This is a genomic window from Escherichia sp. MOD1-EC5990, assembly GCF_002965285.1.
Taxonomy (GTDB): Bacteria; Pseudomonadota; Gammaproteobacteria; order Enterobacterales; family Enterobacteriaceae; genus Escherichia; species Escherichia coli_F.
Genome location: NZ_PTRV01000004.1, coordinates 94,727 through 116,110, shown reverse-complemented (window position 1 = coordinate 116,110; position 21,384 = coordinate 94,727). Strand labels below are relative to the sequence as shown.

The following is a 21,384-nucleotide window of genomic DNA, read 5'->3' as shown; positions in this document are numbered from 1 at the left end:
GCAGATTGATGAGGTGAAGATAAATTGGAGCGGGCGAAGGGAATCGAACCCTCGTATAGAGCTTGGGAAGCTCTCGTTCTACCATTGAACTACGCCCGCTTCGAGATGCGTAAGGCATTATAAACCTTACGCTCTCCTTAGCAAGTGCCGCGCTGCTGACTGCTGATTAATTCGCCATCAGCATTTTGGCTTGCTGCCCTGAGGCGGCAAGTAACGCAGCGGATCAATTGCCGTAGCACGGTAACGAATCTGGAAATGCAAGCGAACAGATGCCGCATCAGTGCTCCCCATAGTGGCGATTTTTTGCCCAGCCTTCACGCTTTGCCCATTATTTACCAGCATCGTGTCATTATGGGCGTAAGCCGTAATGTAATCTTCACTGTGTTTAATCATGATGAGATTACCGTAGCCACGCAGCTGGTTGCCCACATACACCACCTTTCCTGCACCCGCGGCGTAAATAGGTGTACCCCGTGGAGCAGAGATATCAATCCCTTTATTGCCGCCATCAGCTGTCGAATACGGCATGATAACTTTCCCTGTCGTTGGCCATAACCAACAACGTTGCCCTACTGGCGGCCAGGAAGATTTCGGTACCGCTGATGACGGTGTAACCGATGCGGTTTTGGTCGTTGATTTGGCGGTTGCTTTACGTGTACTACTGCTATTTTTCGCCCCACCCAGTTTTAGTTTCTGACCAACTTCAATGGTGTAAGGGGGTGAAATGCCGTTCAGTCGCGCAAGTTCTTTTACGCTGGTTCCCGTGGTGCGCGAAATACGATATAGCGTATCCCCCCGTTTCACGGTGTAAACGGAGCCGGAATACGTTCCTGTATCGGATGATTTGCTACCCGAACAGCCCGCCAAAAGCAGTCCAATCGATAACAACATCACGATACCCAGAGATTTTTTATTCAGGCGTCCCGCACTCAAAATCTTTCCTCGCTTAAAAAACAAGACGCCATATCATAGCAGCCAGCCTCTGGATACCCAATCTCTCGCTTCTGGAAAAACGAGGTAATTGAGAAAGAGATTAATTTCATTTGGCAAAGGGAAGTATCATCAGCAAAATATTTGCTGTGGTGGTATCGAAGTTCCTGACTCTTTTACCCTATTTCCCATCCTGCTGCGTAATAATCCTGATTTATCACATTGATTTTATCGCCACTCATATTGATACGTATCACTGTCCCTATTCAAAGTCCTGTTTCGTATCGTATCTGTATTTTTTTAACGTCATCACACTTCCTTCCTCCCCTAACGTTTATCGTCGTTTCTGGCGTAAATCTTGCCTGCTTAGACTAAATCTTTGCCATAAGAACCAAATGTTCAAATCGAGGGGATTTCTATGGAAGCGCGGGAAGCAACCGCTACGGGTGAATCATGCATGCGCGTCGATGCCATTGCTAAGGTCACTGGGCGGGCACGATATACTGACGATTATGTTATGGCGGGCATGTGTTACGCGAAATATGTACGTAGCCCTATCGCACATGGTTATGCCGTAAGTATTAATGATGAACAAGCCAGAAGTTTACCAGGCGTACTGGCAATTTTTACCTGGGAAGATGTACCTGATATCCCATTCGCTACAGCTGGGCATGCCTGGACACTTGACGAAAACAAGCGCGATACCGCCGATCGCGCACTGCTAACTCGCCATGTTCGTCATCATGGTGACGCCGTTGCCATCGTCGTGGCCCGTGATGAACTCACGGCAGAAAAAGCGGCGCAATTGGTCAGCATTGAGTGGCAAGAATTACCCGTTATCACCACGCCAGAAGCGGCGTTGGCAGAAGATGCTGCACCAATCCATAACGGCGGCAATTTACTAAAACAAAGCTCGATGTCGACGGGCAATGTCCAACAAACAATTGATGCCGCCGATCACCAGGTCCAGGGGCACTATCAGACGCCGGTCATTCAACATTGTCATATGGAAAGCGTGACCTCACTGGCATGGATGGAAGATGATTCACGAATTACCATCGTTTCCAGCACCCAGATCCCGCACATTGTTCGCCGCGTGGTTGGTCAGGCGCTGGGTATTCCCTGGTCATGCGTACGAGTCATCAAACCGTTTGTCGGTGGCGGTTTTGGTAATAAACAGGATGTGCTGGAAGAGCCCATGGCGGCTTTTCTGACCAGCAAGCTCGGCGGCATTCCGGTGAAAGTTTCCCTTAGCCGTGAAGAGTGTTTCCTCGCAACCCGTACCCGCCACGCTTTTACTATTGACGGGCAAATGGGCGTAAACCGAGACGGAACGTTGAAAGGCTATAGTCTGGATGTTCTGTCTAACACAGGCGCTTATGCATCTCACGGGCACTCCATCGCTTCTGCGGGCGGGAATAAAGTCGCTTACCTTTATCCTCGTTGTGCCTACGCTTACAGTTCAAAGACCTTTTATACCAACCTCCCCTCGGCTGGAGCGATGCGCGGTTATGGCGCGCCACAAGTCGTATTTGCCGTTGAGTCAATGCTTGATGACGCCGCGACAGCGTTACATATTGATCCTATTGAAATTCGTTTACGCAACGCCGCCCGCGAAGGAGATGCTAATCCGCTCACGGGCAAACGTATTTACAGCGCAGGGTTGCCGGAGTGTCTTGAAAAAGGCCGGAAAATCTTTGAATGGGAAAAACGCCGTGCAGAATGCCAGAACCAGCAAGGCAATTTACGCCGCGGCGTTGGCGTCGCCTGTTTTAGCTACACCTCTAACACCTGGCCTGTCGGCGTAGAAATAGCAGGCGCGCGCCTTCTGATGAATCAGGATGGAACCATCAACGTGCAAAGCGGCGCAACGGAAATCGGTCAGGGGGCCGACACTGTCTTCTCGCAAATGGTAGCAGAAACCGTGGGGGTTCCGGTCAGCGACGTTCGCGTTATTTCAACCCAAGATACCGACATTACGCCGTTCGATCCCGGCGCATTTGCCTCACGCCAGAGCTATGTTGCCGCGCCTGCGCTGCGCAGTGCGGCACTGTTATTAAAGGAGAAAATCATCGCTCACGCCGCTGTCATGCTACATCAGTCAGCGATGAATCTTACCCTGATAAAAGGCCATATCGTGCTGGTTGAACGACCGGAGGAATCGTTATTGTCGTTAAAAGATCTGGCGATGGACGCCTTCTACCACCCTGAACGCGGCGGGCAGCTCTCTGCCGAAAGCTCCATCAAAACCACCACTAACCCACCGGCGTTTGGCTGTACCTTTGTTGATCTGACTGTCGATATTGCGCTGTGCAAAGTCACCATCAACCGCATCCTCAACGTTCATGATTCGGGCCATATTCTTAATCCGTTGCTGGCAGAAGGTCAGGTACACGGCGGAATGGGAATGGGCATTGGCTGGGCGCTATTTGAAGAAATGATCATCGATGCGAAAAGCGGCGTGGTCCGTAACCCCAATCTGCTGGATTACAAAATGCCCACCATGCCGGATCTGCCACAACTGGAAAGCGCGTTCGTCGAAATCAATGAGCCGCAATCCGCATACGGACATAAGTCACTGGGTGAACCACCCATAATTCCTGTTGCCGCTGCTATTCGTAACGCGGTGAAGATGGCTACCGGTGTTGCAATCAATACACTGCCGCTGACGCCAAAACGGTTATATGAAGAGTTCCATCTGGCAGGATTGATTTGAGGATAACATCATGTTTGATTTTGCTTCTTACCATCGCGCAGCAACCCTTGCCGATGCCATCAACCTGCTAGCTGACAACCCACAGGCCAAACTGCTCGCCGGTGGCACTGACGTACTGATTCAGCTCCACCATCACAATGACCGTTATCGCCATATTGTTGATATCCACAATCTGACGGAGCTTCGTGGAATTACGCTAGCGGAAGATGACTCGCTACGCATCGGCTCAGCAACGACATTTACCCAGCTCATTGAAGATCCTATAACTCAACGTCATCTCCCGGCGTTATGTGCTGCGGCTTCATCCATTGCCGGGCCGCAGATCCGTAACGTCGCTACCTACGGAGGAAATATTTGCAATGGAGCCACCAGCGCGGATTCTGCCACGCCAACGCTAATTTATGATGCGAAGCTGGAGATCCACTCCCCGCGCGGTGTTCGTTTCGTCCCGATTAATGGCTTCCACACCGGACCGGGCAAAGTGTCCCTTGAGCATGACGAAATCCTTGTCGCCTTTCATTTTCCGCCCCAGCCGAAAGAACACGCAGGCAGCGCCCATTTTAAATATGCCATGCGCGATGCGATGGATATTTCAACGATTGGCTGTGCCGCACATTGCCGACTGGATAACGGCAATTTCAGCGAATTACGCCTGGCATTTGGCGTTGCCGCGCCAACGCCGATTCGCTGCCAACATGCCGAACAAACTGCACAAAATGCGCCATTAAACCTGCAAACGCTGGAAGCCATCAGCGAATCAGTCCTGCAGGATGTCGCCCCGCGTTCTTCATGGCGGGCCAGCAAAGAGTTTCGTCTGCATCTCATCCAGACGATGACCAAAAAAGTGATTAGCGAAGCCGTCGCCGCGGCGGGGGGAAAATTGCAATGAATCACAGCGAAACAATTACCATCGCATGCACCATTAACGGGATACCTTTTCAGCTTCACGCCGCGCCAGGCACGCCGCTCTCGGAATTACTCCGCGAACAAGGGCTGCTAAGCGTCAAGCAAGGTTGCTGCGTGGGTGAATGTGGTGCCTGTACGGTGCTGGTCGACGGTACTGCGATAGACAGTTGCTTATACCTTGCCGCCTGGGCTGAAGGCAAAGAAATCCGCACGCTGGAAGGTGAAGCGAAAGGCGGAAAACTTTCTCATGTCCAGCAAGCTTATGCGAAATCCGGCGCGGTGCAGTGCGGGTTTTGTACGCCTGGCCTGATTATGGCTACCACGGCAATGCTGGCGAAACCACGCGAGAAGCCATTAACTATTACGGAGATTCGTCGCGGCCTGGCGGGAAATCTTTGTCGCTGCACGGGGTATCAGATGATTGTAAATACAGTTCTGGATTGCGAGAAAACGAAGTAAAAGGATATCCGGCCTGAACTCAGGCCGGATTTACTGAGGTTATGCGTTTAACAACTCATATTTCTTTATCTTGCGATAGAGCGTAGCAATGCCGATACCCAGTTCATCAGCAACTTGCTTCTTGCTGTTATGACGTGAAAGCGCCTCGCGGATCATTTGCTTTTCCATCTCCTCCAGCGCCGTGCCGCCCGCATCATCGAGTGCCAAGTGCGCCTCGCTGACCTCTGTTACATCACTTTGCTCTGTTGTGCCATTATTCAGCAAATTTGGCGGCAATAGCGTGCTGTCGATAACTTCACCTGAAGGAACAACGTTAACCAGATATTCCATTAAATTGCTTAACTCGCGCAGGTTTCCGGGCCAACGATGCTTACGCAATATCTCGACGACATCGGGAGCAATACCCGGATAAACCGATCCCAGACGACGGGTATGCAGATGTAAAAAGTAATGTACCAGCAGTTCAATATCTTCCTGACGTTCACGCAGCGGTGGAAGAGTGATCGGGATAACATTAAGTCGGTAGAAGAGATCTTCGCGGAATTTACCTTCGGCGATGAACTGGGCCAAATTCTGGTTAGTTGCAGAAATGATACGGATGTCGACCTGAATTGGGCTACTGGCACCAATCGGCAGTATTTCACGCGCCTCAATAGCGCGCAGTAATTTAGCCTGCAACATTAATGGCATATCACCAATTTCATCGAGAAACAGCGTGCCCGTATTCGCCGCCTGAATCAACCCTGTTTTACCGTTGGCTGAAGCGCCAGTAAATGCGCCTTTAACATAACCGAATAGTTCGCTCTCCAGAAGTTGTTCAGGAATCGCGGCACAGTTGATAGCAATAAAGGGTTTATTTCGTCTTCCACTCAACTTATGGATTGCACGCGCGACGACTTCTTTACCCGTGCCGCTTTCACCAACCACCATAACGCTGGATGGGCTGGGTGCAATACGGCTAATGAGTCGTTTTAATTGCCGCATAACACGGCACTCGCCAACCAATTGTTCAATATGCGGTTCATCAGGTGCATTTGCTACAGAAAAACTGGTATGCGATTGGTGAAACGCCATTAAAAATAATTGTCTGCCCTGAATGTTATGCAATTGACCAATGATTAATTCACTTTTATCGTCCCACGAAACAATATGTTGCATATGTCCGTGGGTAAAATTACTCTCAAATGTTAATGGTCTGAAACGGATAGGTTTCCCAATAATATTATTTTGCACAACACCGAGTGTTTTTAAGGCCGTCTGATTAACAAACTGAACCCGATTATCGTCATCAACAACTAATACGCCCTGATCCATATTATCGATCATGGTCGCGAATATTTTACTGATGTTATCTCCTGGTCCCTGATCCTCCAGAAGTTTCGAAACAAAAATGGTGGATATATGGCGAACGTAATCAGAAAACTCGCGTAAATTATCACTGATATGTTCTTGTTGCTCGTGGGTAACTGCAATCAAACTTATCACCCCAACACAACGATCCTGTAAAATGACAGGCGTACCCAGAAATGCTTTTTCGCGACAATTATCTTTATTATCGCAACCTTCGCAAAGGGGATCGAAGCGAGACTGTGTCACAACTTTTTCAGTTTTCGTTTCCAGGACGTGGCGGAGCAGGCGTGAGTTGCCGCTCAACTGGCGGCCAAGAAACTTCCCATACGCGCCCGTTCCGGCGACGCGACACAAGTTTTCATCAACGATCTCAACCTCAAGCTGCAAAACGCTGGCAAGCATTCTGGCAAAACGCTGAATTGTCGGTTGAATTTGCATCAATACTGACTGCGTAGTAGCAAGCTCCATAGCTTTACCTTCCAGACTTACTTAAAAGTCGATCATTGAAGACGTTGATGGTTCACAGATCATCATGATATTAACTCAGGCGAAATTGGCTTTGATAAAAACATAAGGTTTTTATCACTTTCTAATGAAATTATGGAAGAGATATCACATTTCTATATCAATATGAGAATTACAGCGGTGAGTTTATCAAACTGACGAGGGATAGCCTGCCCCTTTATCTTATTTCTGATACTTAGCAGCAAATAAACAACGCAATAAAAAAAGCCAAACGTTTTCGTATTTTACACACAACCGGAAGCTGGCATCAATTTGTGATCTACACCACACATTACCCGTCAAATTAGTCTTTTATAGCCGCGTGGATAATTCTGGCACACTTATTGTTAGTCCCTGGTATAGCTGTGAAAACACCAATCACTTTGGCAAGTCACAGTGAAATAAACCACTTTGCCTGTCATTCCACTACCGGGACTTTATGATGAAAACTGTTAATGAGCTGATTAAGGATATCAATTCGCTGACCTCTCACCTTCACGAGAAAGATTTTTTGTTAACGTGGGAACAGACGCCTGATGAACTGAAACAAGTACTGGACGTTGCCGCAGCATTAAAAGCACTGCGTGCTGAAAACATCTCAACCAAAGTCTTTAATAGTGGATTAGGTATTTCCGTATTCCGCGACAACTCCACCCGTACCCGCTTCTCTTATGCTTCCGCGCTTAACCTGCTCGGCCTTGCACAGCAAGATCTCGACGAAGGCAAATCACAAATCGCTCACGGCGAAACCGTACGTGAAACCGCCAATATGATCTCCTTCTGCGCCGACGCTATTGGTATTCGTGACGATATGTATCTGGGCGCAGGTAACGCCTATATGCGTGAAGTTGGCGCTGCGCTTGATGACGGCTACAAGCAGGGCGTGCTTCCACAGCGTCCGGCTTTAGTGAACCTACAATGCGATATCGACCATCCGACTCAGTCAATGGCTGACCTGGCATGGTTGCGTGAACACTTTGGTTCGCTCGAAAACCTGAAAGGTAAAAAAATCGCCATGACCTGGGCCTACTCGCCAAGCTACGGCAAACCGCTCTCTGTACCGCAAGGCATTATCGGCCTGATGACCCGCTTCGGTATGGATGTCACCCTGGCCCATCCGGAAGGCTACGATTTGATCCCGGATGTAGTTGAAGTAGCTAAAAATAATGCTAAAGCCTCTGGCGGTAGCTTCCGTCAGGTCACCAGCATGGAAGAAGCCTTCAAAGACGCAGACATCGTTTATCCGAAGTCATGGGCACCTTACAAAGTGATGGAAGAGCGTACTGAACTGCTGCGTGCGAACGATCACGAAGGCTTAAAAGCACTGGAAAAACAGTGTCTGGCACAGAACGCGCAACACAAAGACTGGCATTGCACTGAAGAGATGATGGAACTGACCCGTGATGGCGAAGCCCTGTACATGCACTGCCTGCCAGCAGATATCAGCGGCGTATCCTGCAAAGAAGGTGAAGTCACTGAAGGCGTATTCGAAAAATACCGTATCGCGACCTACAAAGAAGCCAGCTGGAAGCCATACATCATCGCAGCAATGATCCTTTCCCGTAAATATTCCAAACCAGGCGCACTGCTCGAACAACTGCTGAAAGAAGCGCAAGAACGCGTGAAATAACCACCTCGGGCCGATCGACAGGTCGGCTCTCTATTTCCAGAGGCCAAAAGGATAGGATATGTCCGTTTTCTCATTGAAGATTGATATCGCCGATAACAAATTTTTCAACGGCGAAACATCACCGCTCTTTTCGCAAAGCCAGGCAAAACTGGCGCGCCAGTTCCACCAGAAAATTGCTGGCTATCGCCCAACACCACTTTGCGCGCTGGACGATCTCGCAAACCTTTTTGGGGTGAAAAAAATTCTCGTTAAGGACGAATCAAAACGATTCGGTCTGAACGCATTCAAAATGCTCGGCGGCGCATATGCCATCGCTCAGTTGTTGTGCGAAAAATATCATCTTGATATCGAAACACTGTCATTCGAGCATCTGAAAAGTGCCATCGGCGAAAAAATGACATTTGCTACAACGACCGACGGCAACCACGGGCGCGGTGTTGCCTGGGCAGCACAGCAACTCGGTCAGAACGCGGTAATTTACATGCCGAAAGGTTCCGCTCAGGAACGCGTTGACGCCATTCTGAACCTCGGAGCCGAGTGCATCGTCACTGATATGAACTATGACGATACCGTTCGTCTGACCATGCAACACGCGCAGCAACACGGCTGGGAAGTGGTGCAAGATACCGCCTGGGAAGGCTACACCAAAATCCCAACCTGGATCATGCAGGGCTATGCCACTCTGGCAGATGAAGCCGTCGAGCAAATGCGTGAAATGGGCGTAACCCCAACACACGTTCTGCTGCAAGCCGGTGTCGGCGCGATGGCCGGCGGCGTACTGGGTTATCTGGTCGACGTCTACAGCCCGCAAAATCTGCACAGCATTATTGTTGAACCTGACAAAGCTGACTGTATCTATCGTTCTGGTGTCAAAGGCGACATCGTCAACGTTGGCGGCGATATGGCCACTATCATGGCGGGCCTGGCTTGCGGCGAACCTAACCCACTGGGCTGGGAAATCCTACGTAACTGCGCCACCCAATTCATCTCCTGCCAGGACAGCGTTGCCGCATTAGGTATGCGCGTGCTGGGTAATCCGTACGGCAACGACCCGCGCATCATCTCCGGTGAATCCGGCGCTGTCGGTTTAGGCGTTCTCGCGGCGGTTCATTATCACCCGCAACGTCAAAGCCTGATGGAAAAACTGGCGCTGAACAAAGATGCAGTGGTGCTGGTTATCAGCACTGAAGGCGACACCGACGTGAAGCACTACCGCGAAGTTGTCTGGGAAGGCAAACACTCTGTAGCACCTTAATCACCCTATTGGAACTGCTCCCCGCCAAACGGGGAGTAAAAAATCTGGAGAAAAATAATGGCTAAGAATATTCCATTCAAACTGATTCTTGAAAAAGCAAAAGATTACCAGGCAGACATGACTCGCTTTCTGCGCGATATGGTTGCTATTCCCAGTGAAAGCTGCGATGAAAAACGCGTAGTACATCGTATTAAAGAAGAGATGGAAAAAGTCGGCTTCGATAAAGTTGAAATCGACCCGATGGGCAACGTGCTCGGTTATATCGGTCACGGCCCGCGTCTGGTGGCGATGGACGCGCATATCGACACCGTCGGCATTGGCAACATCAAAAACTGGGACTTCGATCCGTACGAAGGCATGGAAACTGATGAGCTGATCGGCGGCCGTGGTACTTCCGACCAGGAAGGCGGCATGGCATCTATGGTTTATGCCGGTAAAATCATTAAAGACCTCGGTCTGGAAGATGAATACACCCTGCTGGTCACCGGCACTGTGCAGGAAGAAGACTGCGACGGTCTGTGCTGGCAGTACATTATTGAACAATCTGGCATTCGCCCGGAATTTGTGGTCAGTACCGAACCAACCGACTGCCAGGTATATCGTGGTCAACGCGGTCGTATGGAAATTCGCATTGATGTTCAGGGCGTTAGCTGCCACGGCTCTGCGCCAGAGCGCGGTGATAACGCCATTTTCAAAATGGGTCCGATTCTTGGCGAATTGCAGGAACTCTCCCAGCGCCTGGGCTATGACGAATTCCTCGGCAAAGGCACCCTCACCGTTTCTGAAATCTTCTTCACATCTCCAAGCCGTTGCGCTGTAGCAGACAGCTGCGCAGTTTCAATTGACCGTCGTCTGACCTGGGGCGAAACCTGGGAAGGCGCGCTGGACGAAATCCGCGCCCTGCCTGCGGTACAGAAAGCTAACGCGGTTGTTTCTATGTACAACTACGACCGTCCGTCCTGGACTGGCCTGGTTTACCCAACCGAATGCTACTTCCCGACCTGGAAAGTGGAAGAAGATCACTTCACTGTTAAAGCACTGGTGAATGCCTACGAAGGGCTGTTTGGCAAAGCGCCGGTTGTTGATAAGTGGACCTTCTCAACTAACGGCGTCTCCATCATGGGTCGTCACGGCATTCCGGTGATCGGTTTTGGCCCTGGTAAAGAACCTGAAGCGCACGCACCTAACGAAAAAACCTGGAAATCTCACCTGGTGACCTGTGCCGCTATGTACGCTGCAATCCCGTTAAGCTGGCTGGCAACCGAATAATTATTCTTCACTTATTCCCCTCCGGTTCGCCGGAGGGTTTTTGGAGTTTGCTATGCGCGTATTGATCAAAAACGGCACTATCGTTAACGCAGATGGACAAGCCAAACAGGATTTGCTGATTGAAAGCGGGATTGTTCGCCAGTTGGGCACCGATATTTCGCCGCAGCTCCCTTATGAAGAAATTGATGCTACTGGCTGTTACGTTTTCCCTGGCGGCGTAGATGTCCATACACACTTCAATATTGATGTCGGCATCGCGCGCAGTTGTGATGATTTTTTTACCGGTACCCGCGCAGCTGCGTGTGGCGGTACAACAACCATTATTGACCATATGGGATTTGGACCAAATGGCTGCCGATTACGCCATCAACTGGAAGTTTATCGTGGTTATGCCGCCCATAAAGCGGTTATTGACTACAGCTTTCACGGTGTTATCCAGCACATTAATCACGCCATCCTCGACGAAATTCCGATGATGGTCGAAGAAGGACTGAGCAGTTTTAAACTCTATTTAACCTATCAATACAAACTCAACGATGACGAGGTTTTGCAGGCGTTACGCCGCTTGCATGAGTCCGGCGCGCTGACCACCGTGCACCCGGAAAATGATGCAGCTATCGCCAGCAAGCGGGCGGAGTTTATCGCCGCAGGGTTAACCGCGCCGCGCTATCACGCCTTGAGTCGCCCTCTGGAATGCGAAGCGGAAGCCATCGCACGCATGATTAACCTGGCACAAATTGCCGGTAACGCCCCGCTCTATATCGTCCACCTCTCTAACGGCTTAGGTCTGGATTATCTGCGTCTTGCCCGCGCGAATCACCAGCCAGTCTGGGTTGAAACCTGCCCGCAATATCTCCTGCTGGACGAACGCAGTTACGATACAGAAGACGGCATGAAGTTCATTCTTAGCCCACCACTGCGTAACGTGCGTGAGCAGGACAAACTGTGGTGTGGCATTAGTGATGGTGCGATTGACGTGGTGGCGACCGATCACTGCACCTTCTCGATGGCTCAACGCCTGCAAATTTCTAAAGGCGATTTCAGCCGCTGCCCAAATGGCTTGCCCGGTGTGGAAAACCGCATGCAGTTGCTGTTCTCCAGTGGCGTGATGACGGGACGTATCACACCGGAGCGTTTTGTTGAATTGACCAGTGCGATGCCCGCCAGGCTATTTGGCCTGTGGCCACAAAAAGGATTATTAGCGCCCGGCTCAGATGGTGATGTGGTAATTATCGACCCACGTCAGAGTCAACAAATTCAACACCGCCATCTCCACGACAACGCCGACTACTCGCCCTGGGAGGGTTTTACCTGTCAGGGCGCAATTGTCAGAACATTATCCCGTGGTGAAACGATTTTCTGTGACGGCACCTTTACAGGTAAAGCCGGGCGAGGTCGTTTCCTGCGACGCAAACCGTTTGTCCCTCCCGTGCTCTAACCACTGCCAGGGATCTATACACAATCAAGAATGATGAGTGAGGAAAAATGAGTAAGAAAATTGTTCTCGCCCTGGGCGGGAATGCGCTGGGCGACGATCTAGCCGGACAAATGAAAGCGGTAAAAATTACGTCTCAGGCAATTGTTGATTTAATTGCCCAGGGACATGAGGTCATCGTCACTCATGGTAACGGGCCGCAGGTAGGCATGATTAACCAGGCCTTTGAAGCCGCGGCAAAAACTGAAGCGCACTCGCCAATGCTGCCGATGTCTGTCTGTGTTGCCTTAAGCCAGGGTTATATTGGTTACGATCTACAAAACGCCTTAAGAGAAGAACTGCTTTCTCGTGGCATTAATAAACCTGTAGCAACGCTGGTTACCCAGGTCGAAGTCGACGCTAACGATCCGGCATTCCTCAACCCGACCAAGCCGATCGGTTCGTTCTTTACCGAGCAGGAAGCCGAGCAACTGACAAAACAGGGTTACACTCTGAAAGAAGATGCTGGTCGCGGCTATCGCCGTGTTGTTGCCTCGCCAAAACCGGTTGATATCATTGAAAAAGAAACGGTTAAAGCTCTGGTAGATGCAGGCCAGGTAGTGATCACCGTTGGCGGTGGTGGTATTCCTGTTATTCGTGAAGGTAACCATCTGCGTGGTGCCAGCGCGGTTATTGATAAAGACTGGGCCAGCGCCCGTTTAGCAGAAATGATTGATGCCGATATGCTGATCATTCTGACTGCGGTAGAAAAAGTGGCCATTAACTTCGGTAAAGAGAACGAACAGTGGCTCGATCGCCTGTCATTAAGTGATGCTGAACGCTTTATCGAAGAAGGTCATTTTGCGAAAGGTTCTATGCTGCCTAAAGTGGAAGCAGCCGCCTCGTTTGCTCGCTCTCGCGCTGGACGCGAAGCACTGATTACCGTATTGAGCAAAGCGAAAGAAGGGATTGAAGGCAAAACCGGAACGGTGATTTGTCAGTAATTTAAAGGCCGGGTGGGTAATACCATCCGGCCATTTTCATTTAAGCCACTTCCAGCACTTCTTTTGTCGCTTTAACGCCCTGATGCATCAACATCATTAACGCCTCAAGTACGCCGCCGCCAATTGCCCGGGCTTTATCAGAAACGCTGGTGAAATCAGCCGTTTCACCACGTGGATCGATATCACCAATTTTAAAACCACCGACCACCGCCAGTCCGTCGTTCAACAAGCCACGCACCATCCCCGTCAACGGTGCTTTAATTTCATGCTCACCAATCCAGGCAATCACATCGCCCTCTTTCACCAGATCGCCTAATTTCACGTTGGATCGCATAATGCCTGCAGCAGGAGCACGGATCACCCGTCGGGTGGTATGCCCCATAATATTGCCGGGAACACCGGTATTCTCCTGCGCACAACCAGAGTAAATCACCTGACCGAGCCAGTGCCCGCGATTTGTTTCAATTACCGCATGGCAATCCTTCCCAGCAGTAAAGCCCGGCCCAAGCGCGATTGTTACTGGTGCCATATCTGCCCGCGTACCCAAATTCTGTTTCGCCAGAATAGCGTCCACCACGCAAAGCGGTTTCAGTTCATCAAGCAATGAACAGGCGGGATCTACCATCACAGGGATGAATCCGCGTTCGGTAAGTTTCATCGCTTCCGCAGAGCTGGTTGCCAGGCGGGCAGTGACGCCTTCGACCGTCATTTCGCCATCGAACACGGCCTGGGCAAACGCCACGGTACAACGAATCACTGTCGGTTTTTCCACTTCCAGCATGATCACTTTAAAACCCGCATGATACAGACGTAGCGCCACACCACTGGCGATATCCCCCGCACCGCGAATCACCACCAGCTGGTGTCCGGAAGGATGAGAAGGTTTCATCATCAGCCCACCCGGCGCGTTATTTTTCACCTGTAATATTTCTGCCAGCACGCTGATGGCGATCTCCTGCGGCGTTTCCGCACCTATGTTGTAACCAACGGGCGCATGTAAACGGGCAATATGTTCTTCAGCCACGCCTTTCTCACGCAATTGACGTAGGAAAAGCTGAACCTTGCGGCGACTTGCCAGCAACCCCAGCCATGCAATGGGCTGTTCAATGAGTTTGTCGAGGGCTTCACGATCCTGATTATTCGTGGCAATCAGGACAAAATTATCAGGGCGAATATCCAGTGCTTCCACTGCCGCACCAAACGACTCAGCATGGAGAAGCGTGGTTGATGATGGGAATAATTCAGGATTAAGGCTTTCGCGATAAATATCGGCAACGGCAATATCAAATCCTAATAGCGCCGCACTCTGGGCTATCGCCCGATTGACATGCCCCGCGCCAATCAACACCAGACGAGGACGCATACCATGGACGCTGATAAACACGGACATTGCACCTCCACAATCTGACCCGACAGCATCCACACCGTTACGAGCCATACGTCCATGGAATAATCGCGGCTTACGTTCCTGCAATGCCTGAAGCGACTCTTCAATCACCTTCCGCTCAACCATTCCACCACCAATTGTACCGACGATAGAACCATCGGCGCGCACTAACATTTGTGCAGAATGGCGGGGAGTCGAGCCTCGGCTATCAACAATTTGCGCCATCGCAAACGGACAATTTTGCTCTTCAAGTTTTGCAGCCTCTGTGAAAATATTCATACCAACCTCAATGGATATCCTTTCAGTAACCCGGAATACCCGGGCCGCTAATTCACAAATCTGCGCGCGATTGCAGGATGTTCTTGTATATCGCCCAGCCAGATTGCCTCTACGTCGTGTTGTTGCAGCGGTTGAAGGAGCTCGCTTTGCGCAATCGCATTCTCACATTGAGAAAAACGGTTAATGAACCAGACTCGCCGACAACCTTGCGGTACGTTTTTAAATGCGCCCTGAGGGTGGCGAACCAGCGCAACGAGATCGCTCAGTTGCAAGGTTGCATCAGGTGTTAACCCGGTAATATCAGCAAACTGCGACCAGCGATGGACATTTTCTGTGCTCACTTTCGCACCCAAAATATGTCCTCCCATCACAGCAATCACGCAGCAACTGCTTTTGGGTATGCAAGGTTCGTGCTCATCAGGCGCTTTTAACGGCATTCCACGCGAGCCATCTGCCTCAATGAGAATTACGTCACACTCTGGTCGTTGCACCAGTGCATCAATCGCTTCTGGCATAAATCCCTGCACTTTTCCCTGGTTCGCTTTCCAGCTGTGAAAACAAAATGAAATGGGGGATGTAAGAGACGCATGAGGAAGCATGGCGGGATCACGACAGAAAACCACGGGCCAGTGAGACGTTGGCATAAACATATGTGTCGTCGTAGTGATTAACACTCGCCTGCCGCTAGCCTGGAGCAGTTCTGCCAGCCAAAAAAGCAAGCTGGTTTTCCCCCCAGCCCCAACAACAGAAATCACAGTGGGACGTTTCTGCGCGCCTAAATCAATGAATAATGCCGATGGGTCAACTATACTTTTCACGAGTCTTTATGACCTCTCTGGGATAAATTATCCCCAACTTAATCCATCAGGAAGTAACGCAATTATCAGGCGTTATTAGCCCCTATAAATAATGGAACCACTATGTCAGCCATCGACTGTATAATTACCGCTGCCGGATTATCATCAAGAATGGGGCAATGGAAAATGATGTTACCCTGGCAAGAGGGAACAATTCTTGATGCAAGTATCAAAAATGCGTTGCAGTTTTGTAGCCGAATTATTTTAGTCACCGGCTATCGTGGTAATGAACTGCACGAACGTTATGCGAACCAGAGTAATATCACTATTATCCACAACCCAAATTATGCGCAGGGTTTACTGACATCAGTAAAGGCCGCAGTACCCGCGGTGCAAACCGAACATTGTTTTCTCACCCACGGTGACATGCCAACCCTCACCATCGATATTTTTAGAAAAATCTGGTCGTTACGTAATGATGGCTCAATACTGCCACTCCATAAAGGTATCCCCGGCCATCCGATTTTAGTGTCAAAGCCATGCCTGATGCAGGCAACCCAGCGACCCAATGTCACCAATATGCGTCAGGCACTCCTTATGGGAGAACATTATTCCGTCGAAATAGAAAATGCAGAAATAATTTTAGATATTGATACTCCGGACGACTTTATTACAGCGCAAAAAAGGTATACTGAAATTTAGAAAACGTAGTTAAACGTTTGCGTTCAAATATTTAAACCATCCAGCCTTCTTTATCATTATGATAAGGAATCACTGATTTTGAGAAAAGAGAAAAAGTGATAAATGGGCTGGTAATAATAATTTTCAGGAGTGATTTTAATTCTCATTTGGCACCTGTGAGTTCATTCACAAAAAGCCCTTAAGTTTCGAGCCGCCTCACATTTTTTTATATTTCCCACTAAACCTGGCAAGAGTGGTGCGATTGTTGCTCTATCCCCGTAAACCACCGGATTTCTCAACACCGGTCATTCAATGATATCTGTATAAGCTAAGGAGAGGGTTATGGGGGATATTATGCGTCCCATTCCGTTTGAGGAACTTTTGACGCGCATATTTGATGAATACCAACAACAACGCTCAATCTTTGGTATTCCCGAGCAACAGTTTTACTCACCCGTAAAAGGTAAAACTATTAGCGTCTTCGGTGAAACCTGTGCCACTCCCGTCGGCCCTGCCGCTGGTCCGCACACGCAGCTCGCGCAAAATATTGTCACATCCTGGCTGACTGGCGGACGCTTCATCGAACTAAAAACCGTCCAAATTCTTGACCGCCTGGAGCTGGAAAAGCCCTGTATTGATGCCGAAGACGAGTGCTTTAACACCGAATGGTCCACCGAATTTACCCTGCTTAAAGCCTGGGATGAATACCTCAAAGCCTGGTTTGCCCTGCACCTTCTCGAAGCGATGTTCCAGCCTTCTGATTCCGGTAAATCGTTCATCTTTAATATGAGCGTCGGTTACAACCTCGAAGGTATTAAGCAACCGCCGATGCAACAGTTCATCGACAATATGATGGACGCATCTGACCATCCGAAATTCGCTCAATATCGCGATACGCTGAATGAATTACTCCAGGATGACGCATTTTTAGCCCGCCACGGCTTACAGGAAAAACGCGAATGCTTGCAGGCCTTACCGGCACGCATCCCCACCAGCATGGTACAAGGCGTTACCCTCTCCACGATGCACGGCTGTCCTCCGCATGAAATCGAAGCCATTTGCCGCTACATGCTGGAAGAAAAAGGGCTCAATACCTTTGTGAAACTCAACCCGACCTTACTGGGGTACGCGCGTGTTCGTGAGATCCTCGATGTCTGCGGTTTCGGTTACATAGGCTTAAAAGAAGAGTCATTTGATCACGACCTCAAGCTGACGCAAGCGCTGGAAATGCTGGAACGCCTGATGGTACTGGCAAAAGAAAAATCACTCGGCTTTGGCGTAAAACTGACTAACACTCTCGGCACCATCAACAATAAAGGCGCACTGCCTGGTGAAGAGATGTATATGTCAGGCCGTGCGCTGTTCCCGCTCTCCATCAATGTTGCAGCAGTTCTCTCTCGCGCCTTTGACGGCAAACTGCCCATTTCTTATTCCGGTGGTGCCAGTCAGCTGACTATCCGCGATATTTTTGATACTGGTATTCGCCCTATTACTATGGCAACCGACCTGCTGAAACCTGGCGGCTATCTGCGCTTAAGTGCCTGCATGCGCGAGCTGGAAGGCTCCGACGCCTGGGGGCTTGACCATGTTGACGTCGAACGACTGAACAAACTGGCAGCAGACGCGTTAACCATGGAATACACTCAGAAACACTGGAAGCCAGAAGAGCGTATTGAAGTGGCAGAAGACCTGCCGCTGACCGACTGCTACGTTGCACCGTGCGTTACTGCTTGCGCCATTAAACAGGATATTCCGGAATACATACGTCTGCTTGGCGAACACCGCTATGCCGACGCACTGGAACTCATCTACCAACGCAACGCCCTGCCCGCCATTACCGGTCATATTTGCGATCACCAGTGCCAATACAACTGTACCCGCCTGGATTACGACAGTGCGCTGAATATCCGCGAACTGAAAAAAGTCGCGCTGGAAAAAGGTTGGGATGAATATAAGCAACGCTGGCACAAACCAGCCGGTTCTGGTTCACGCCATCCAGTTGCCGTGATTGGTGCAGGTCCGGCGGGTCTGGCAGCAGGTTACTTCCTTGCCAGAGCGGGCCATCCGGTTACGCTGTTTGAACGCGAAGCCAATGCGGGCGGCGTGGTGAAAAATATCATTCCTCAGTTCCGTATTCCTGCAGAGTTAATTCAGCACGATATCGATTTTGTTGCCGCTCACGGCGTGAAATTTGAGTATGGCTGCTCACCCGATCTGACCGTTGAACAGTTAAAAAATCAGGGCTTCCACTATGTTCTGATTGCCACCGGCACTGATAAAAATAGCGGTGTGAAACTGGCGGGCGACAACCAAAATGTCTGGAAATCACTCCCCTTCCTGCGTGAATACAACAAGGGCACAGCGCTCAAGCTGGGCAAACATGTGGTCGTTGTCGGGGCGGGTAACACCGCAATGGACTGCGCTCGTGCGGCGTTACGCGTTCCAGGCGTAGAAAAAGCAACGGTCGTTTACCGTCGTTCACTGCAAGAGATGCCAGCATGGCGCGAAGAGTATGAAGAAGCGTTGCACGACGGCGTGGAGTTCCGTTTCCTGAATAATCCGGAACGTTTCGATGCTGATGGCACCTTAACCTTGCGCGTTATGTCGCTTGGCGAACCTGATGAGAAAGGTCGTCGCCGTCCGGTTGAAACCAACGAAACAGTAACACTGCATGTAGACAGCCTGATCACCGCCATTGGTGAACAGCAGGATACTGAAGCCCTGAATGCGATGGGCGTGCCGCTGGACAAAAACGGCTGGCCAGACGTCGACCATAATGGCGAAACTCGTCTGACTGACGTCTTTATGATCGGCGACGTACAGCGCGGACCATCCTCCATTGTCGCTGCTGTCGGAACCGCGCGTCGGGCGACCGATGCCATCCTTAGTCGGGAAAATATCCGTTCCCACCAGAACGATAAATACTGGAACAACGTCAATCCGGCGGAAATCTACCAACGTAAAGGCGATATCTCAGTCACCCTGGTGAACAGCGACGATCGTGATGCGTTTGTCGCTCAGGAAGCTTCTCGCTGTCTTGAATGTAACTACGTTTGCAGCAAGTGTGTGGATGTCTGCCCTAACCGCGCCAATGTCTCAATTGCGGTCCCTGGATTCCAGAACCGTTTCCAGACGCTGCACCTCGACGCTTACTGTAACGAATGCGGCAACTGCGCCCAGTTCTGCCCGTGGAACGGTAAACCATATAAAGACAAAATCACCGTATTCAGCCTGTCGCAAGACTTTGATAACAGCAGCAACCCAGGCTTCCTTGTGGAAGATTGCCAGGTACGCATACGTCTGAATAACCAAAGCTGGGTGTTAAACATCGACAGCGAAGGTCAGTTCAACAACGTACCACCGGAGCTGAACGATATGTGCCGCATCATTAGCCATGTCCACCAGCATCATCATTATCTGCTGGGCCGCGTGGAGGTGTAATCATGTTGATTCTGAAGAATGTCACCGCAGTGCAGTTACACCCGGCGAAAGTGCAGGAAGGCGTTGATATCGCCATCGAAAATGATGTGATTGTCGCTATCGGCGATGCGCTGACGCAACGCTACCCCGATGCCAACTACAAAGAGATGCATGGTCGGATTGTGATGCCGGGAATTGTCTGCTCGCACAACCATTTTTACTCGGGGCTTTCCCGTGGAATTATGGCAAACATCGCCCCCTGCCCGGATTTCATTTCAACGCTGAAAAATCTCTGGTGGCGGCTCGATCGCGCCCTTGATGAAGAGTCGCTCTATTACAGCGGGCTGATTTGTTCACTGGAAGCGATTAAGAGCGGCTGTACATCTGTTATCGATCACCATGCCTCTCCGGCGTATATCAGCGGGTCGCTCTCCACATTGCGCAACGCATTTTTAAAAGTTGGCTTGCGTGCGATGACCTGTTTTGAAACCACTGACCGTAACAACGGCATTAAAGAACTACAGGAAGGAGTAGAGGAAAATATCCGCTTCGCCCGTCAGATTGATGATGCGAAGAAAGCGGCAACTGAACCGTATCTGGTAGAAGCTCATATTGGTGCTCACGCGCCGTTTACTGTGCCGGATGCCGGTCTGGAAATGCTGCGTGAGGCCGTGAAAGCCACAGGCCGTGGTTTACATATTCACGCTGCGGAAGACCTTTACGATGTTTCCCATAGTCATCACTGGTACGGCAAAGATCTGCTGGCACGATTAGCGCAATTCGATCTCATCGACAGCAAAACGCTGGTCGCTCATGGGCTTTATCTGTCTAAAGACGACATCGCGTTGCTCAATCAGCGTGATGCATTCCTGGTGCATAACGCCCGTTCAAACATGAACAACCATGTCGGCTACAACCATCATCTTTGCGACATCCGCAATCTGGCGTTGGGTACGGACGGTATTGGTTCAGATATGTTTGAAGAGATGAAATTTGCCTTCTTTAAACATCGCGATGCGGGTGGTCCGCTGTGGCCTGACAGCTTTGCCAAAGCTCTGTCTAACGGCAACGAACTGATGAGCCGCAACTTTGGCGCGAAATTTGGCCTGCTGGAAACCGGTTATAAAGCCGATTTAACCATTTGCGATTACAACTCGCCGACGCCACTGCTGGCAGACAATATCGCTGGACATATCGCTTTCGGCATGGGTTCAGGCAGCGTCCACAGCGTGATGGTCAACGGCGTTATGGTCTATGAAGACCGTCAGTTTAACTTCGATTGCGATTCCATTTATGCGCAAGCCCAAAAAGCCGCTGCCAGTATGTGGCGTCGGATGGATGCGCTGGCATAAATGACAAATACCCTCTTCCCGCAGGGAAGAG

General features: G+C 50.3%; 15 protein-coding genes and 1 tRNA gene. 11 read left to right on the top strand and 5 right to left on the bottom strand.

What is annotated here, in order from left to right; translation table 11 throughout:
- Positions 1–25: 25 nt before the first annotated feature.
- Positions 26–99: transfer RNA gene (locus BEB42_RS06255), tRNA-Gly, on the bottom strand.
- 78 nt (positions 100–177) lie between these two features.
- Positions 178–933, bottom strand: a complete 756-nt coding sequence (actS, locus tag BEB42_RS06250; protein ID WP_001352963.1) for an amidase activator ActS — start codon at positions 931–933, stop codon at positions 178–180.
- A 415-nt stretch (positions 934–1,348) separates the two neighbouring features.
- On the opposite strand from actS, the gene xdhA reads away from it, so the two are divergent.
- From xdhA to xdhC, 3 genes are read left to right on the top strand one after another with little or no spacing between them, the layout of a single operon-like run.
- Complete coding sequence (gene xdhA, locus BEB42_RS06240) at positions 1,349–3,646, top strand: xanthine dehydrogenase molybdenum-binding subunit XdhA (RefSeq protein WP_000388124.1); 2,298 nt, start codon at positions 1,349–1,351, stop codon at positions 3,644–3,646.
- A 10-nt stretch (positions 3,647–3,656) separates the two neighbouring features.
- A complete protein-coding gene (xdhB, locus tag BEB42_RS06235) occupies positions 3,657–4,535 on the top strand; it encodes a xanthine dehydrogenase FAD-binding subunit XdhB (protein WP_000459196.1) in 879 nt (292 codons plus the stop codon).
- Entirely contained in the window at positions 4,532–5,011 is a 480-nt protein-coding gene (gene xdhC / locus BEB42_RS06230; RefSeq protein WP_001016584.1) for a xanthine dehydrogenase iron sulfur-binding subunit XdhC, read from the top strand. Before xdhB ends, xdhC begins: the two co-directional genes overlap by 4 nt.
- Before the next feature lie 39 nt (positions 5,012–5,050).
- Here xdhC and BEB42_RS06225 read toward each other — a convergent pair whose 3' ends face one another.
- Positions 5,051–6,829, bottom strand: a complete 1,779-nt coding sequence (locus BEB42_RS06225; protein ID WP_000417774.1) for a sigma-54 interaction domain-containing protein — start codon at positions 6,827–6,829, stop codon at positions 5,051–5,053.
- Positions 6,830–7,307: 478 nt separating this feature from the next.
- Between BEB42_RS06225 and ygeW the strand changes: the two genes are divergently transcribed.
- The 5 genes from ygeW to arcC are packed head-to-tail and all read left to right on the top strand — an operon-like array spanning position 7,308 to position 13,437.
- Positions 7,308–8,495, top strand: coding sequence for a knotted carbamoyltransferase YgeW (gene ygeW, locus BEB42_RS06220; protein ID WP_001360948.1), 1,188 nt, complete (start codon positions 7,308–7,310; stop codon positions 8,493–8,495).
- Between the two features lie 58 nt (positions 8,496–8,553).
- The gene (dpaL, locus tag BEB42_RS06215) at positions 8,554–9,750 is read left to right on the top strand and encodes a diaminopropionate ammonia-lyase (RefSeq protein ID WP_000110502.1); all 1,197 of its coding nucleotides are present in this window, start codon (positions 8,554–8,556) and stop codon (positions 9,748–9,750) included.
- Between the two features lie 57 nt (positions 9,751–9,807).
- Positions 9,808–11,019 (top strand): YgeY family selenium metabolism-linked hydrolase, encoded by a 1,212-nt coding sequence (locus BEB42_RS06210; protein ID WP_001107125.1) that lies wholly within the window; start codon positions 9,808–9,810, stop codon positions 11,017–11,019.
- A 52-nt stretch (positions 11,020–11,071) separates the two neighbouring features.
- Positions 11,072–12,457 (top strand): D-phenylhydantoinase, encoded by a 1,386-nt coding sequence (gene hyuA / locus BEB42_RS06205; protein WP_001352961.1) that lies wholly within the window; start codon positions 11,072–11,074, stop codon positions 12,455–12,457.
- A gap of 47 nt (positions 12,458–12,504) precedes the next feature.
- Entirely contained in the window at positions 12,505–13,437 is a 933-nt protein-coding gene (arcC, locus tag BEB42_RS06200) for a carbamate kinase (protein WP_000037992.1), read from the top strand.
- A gap of 40 nt (positions 13,438–13,477) precedes the next feature.
- Here the strand turns inward: arcC and yqeB are convergent, their stop codons facing one another.
- Together yqeB and yqeC are read right to left on the bottom strand one after the other, a co-directional pair.
- Positions 13,478–15,103, bottom strand: a complete 1,626-nt coding sequence (yqeB, locus tag BEB42_RS06195) for a selenium-dependent molybdenum cofactor biosynthesis protein YqeB (protein ID WP_001020407.1) — start codon at positions 15,101–15,103, stop codon at positions 13,478–13,480.
- Between the two features lie 47 nt (positions 15,104–15,150).
- Complete coding sequence (gene yqeC / locus BEB42_RS06190) at positions 15,151–15,921, bottom strand: selenium cofactor biosynthesis protein YqeC (RefSeq protein ID WP_001604791.1); 771 nt, start codon at positions 15,919–15,921, stop codon at positions 15,151–15,153.
- Between the two features lie 102 nt (positions 15,922–16,023).
- Between yqeC and mocA the strand changes: the two genes are divergently transcribed.
- From mocA to ssnA, 3 genes are all read left to right on the top strand, one after another.
- Entirely contained in the window at positions 16,024–16,602 is a 579-nt protein-coding gene (gene mocA, locus BEB42_RS06185; RefSeq protein ID WP_001272830.1) for a molybdenum cofactor cytidylyltransferase, read from the top strand.
- A gap of 321 nt (positions 16,603–16,923) precedes the next feature.
- Positions 16,924–20,022 (top strand): putative selenate reductase subunit YgfK, encoded by a 3,099-nt coding sequence (ygfK, locus tag BEB42_RS06180; protein WP_000502357.1) that lies wholly within the window; start codon positions 16,924–16,926, stop codon positions 20,020–20,022.
- Positions 20,023–20,024: 2 nt separating this feature from the next.
- Positions 20,025–21,353 (top strand): putative aminohydrolase SsnA, encoded by a 1,329-nt coding sequence (gene ssnA / locus BEB42_RS06175; protein WP_105267230.1) that lies wholly within the window; start codon positions 20,025–20,027, stop codon positions 21,351–21,353.
- Positions 21,354–21,384 lie beyond the last annotated feature (31 nt).

Bases quoted from the DNA above. Each gene is read 5' to 3' on its own strand.
- xdhC (WP_001016584.1), top strand. From the start codon at position 4,532: ATGAATCACAGCGAAACAATTACCATCGCATGCACCATTAACGGGATA.
- ssnA (WP_105267230.1), top strand. From the start codon at position 20,025: ATGTTGATTCTGAAGAATGTCACCGCAGTGCAGTTACACCCGGCGAAA.
- yqeB (WP_001020407.1), bottom strand. From the start codon at position 15,103: ATGAATATTTTCACAGAGGCTGCAAAACTTGAAGAGCAAAATTGTCCG.
- xdhA (WP_000388124.1), top strand. From the start codon at position 1,349: ATGGAAGCGCGGGAAGCAACCGCTACGGGTGAATCATGCATGCGCGTC.
- arcC (WP_000037992.1), top strand. From the start codon at position 12,505: ATGAGTAAGAAAATTGTTCTCGCCCTGGGCGGGAATGCGCTGGGCGAC.
- BEB42_RS06225 (WP_000417774.1), bottom strand. From the start codon at position 6,829: ATGGAGCTTGCTACTACGCAGTCAGTATTGATGCAAATTCAACCGACA.
- ygeW (WP_001360948.1), top strand. From the start codon at position 7,308: ATGAAAACTGTTAATGAGCTGATTAAGGATATCAATTCGCTGACCTCT.
- mocA (WP_001272830.1), top strand. From the start codon at position 16,024: ATGTCAGCCATCGACTGTATAATTACCGCTGCCGGATTATCATCAAGA.
- dpaL (WP_000110502.1), top strand. From the start codon at position 8,554: ATGTCCGTTTTCTCATTGAAGATTGATATCGCCGATAACAAATTTTTC.
- xdhB (WP_000459196.1), top strand. From the start codon at position 3,657: ATGTTTGATTTTGCTTCTTACCATCGCGCAGCAACCCTTGCCGATGCC.
- BEB42_RS06210 (WP_001107125.1), top strand. From the start codon at position 9,808: ATGGCTAAGAATATTCCATTCAAACTGATTCTTGAAAAAGCAAAAGAT.
- ygfK (WP_000502357.1), top strand. From the start codon at position 16,924: ATGGGGGATATTATGCGTCCCATTCCGTTTGAGGAACTTTTGACGCGC.
- hyuA (WP_001352961.1), top strand. From the start codon at position 11,072: ATGCGCGTATTGATCAAAAACGGCACTATCGTTAACGCAGATGGACAA.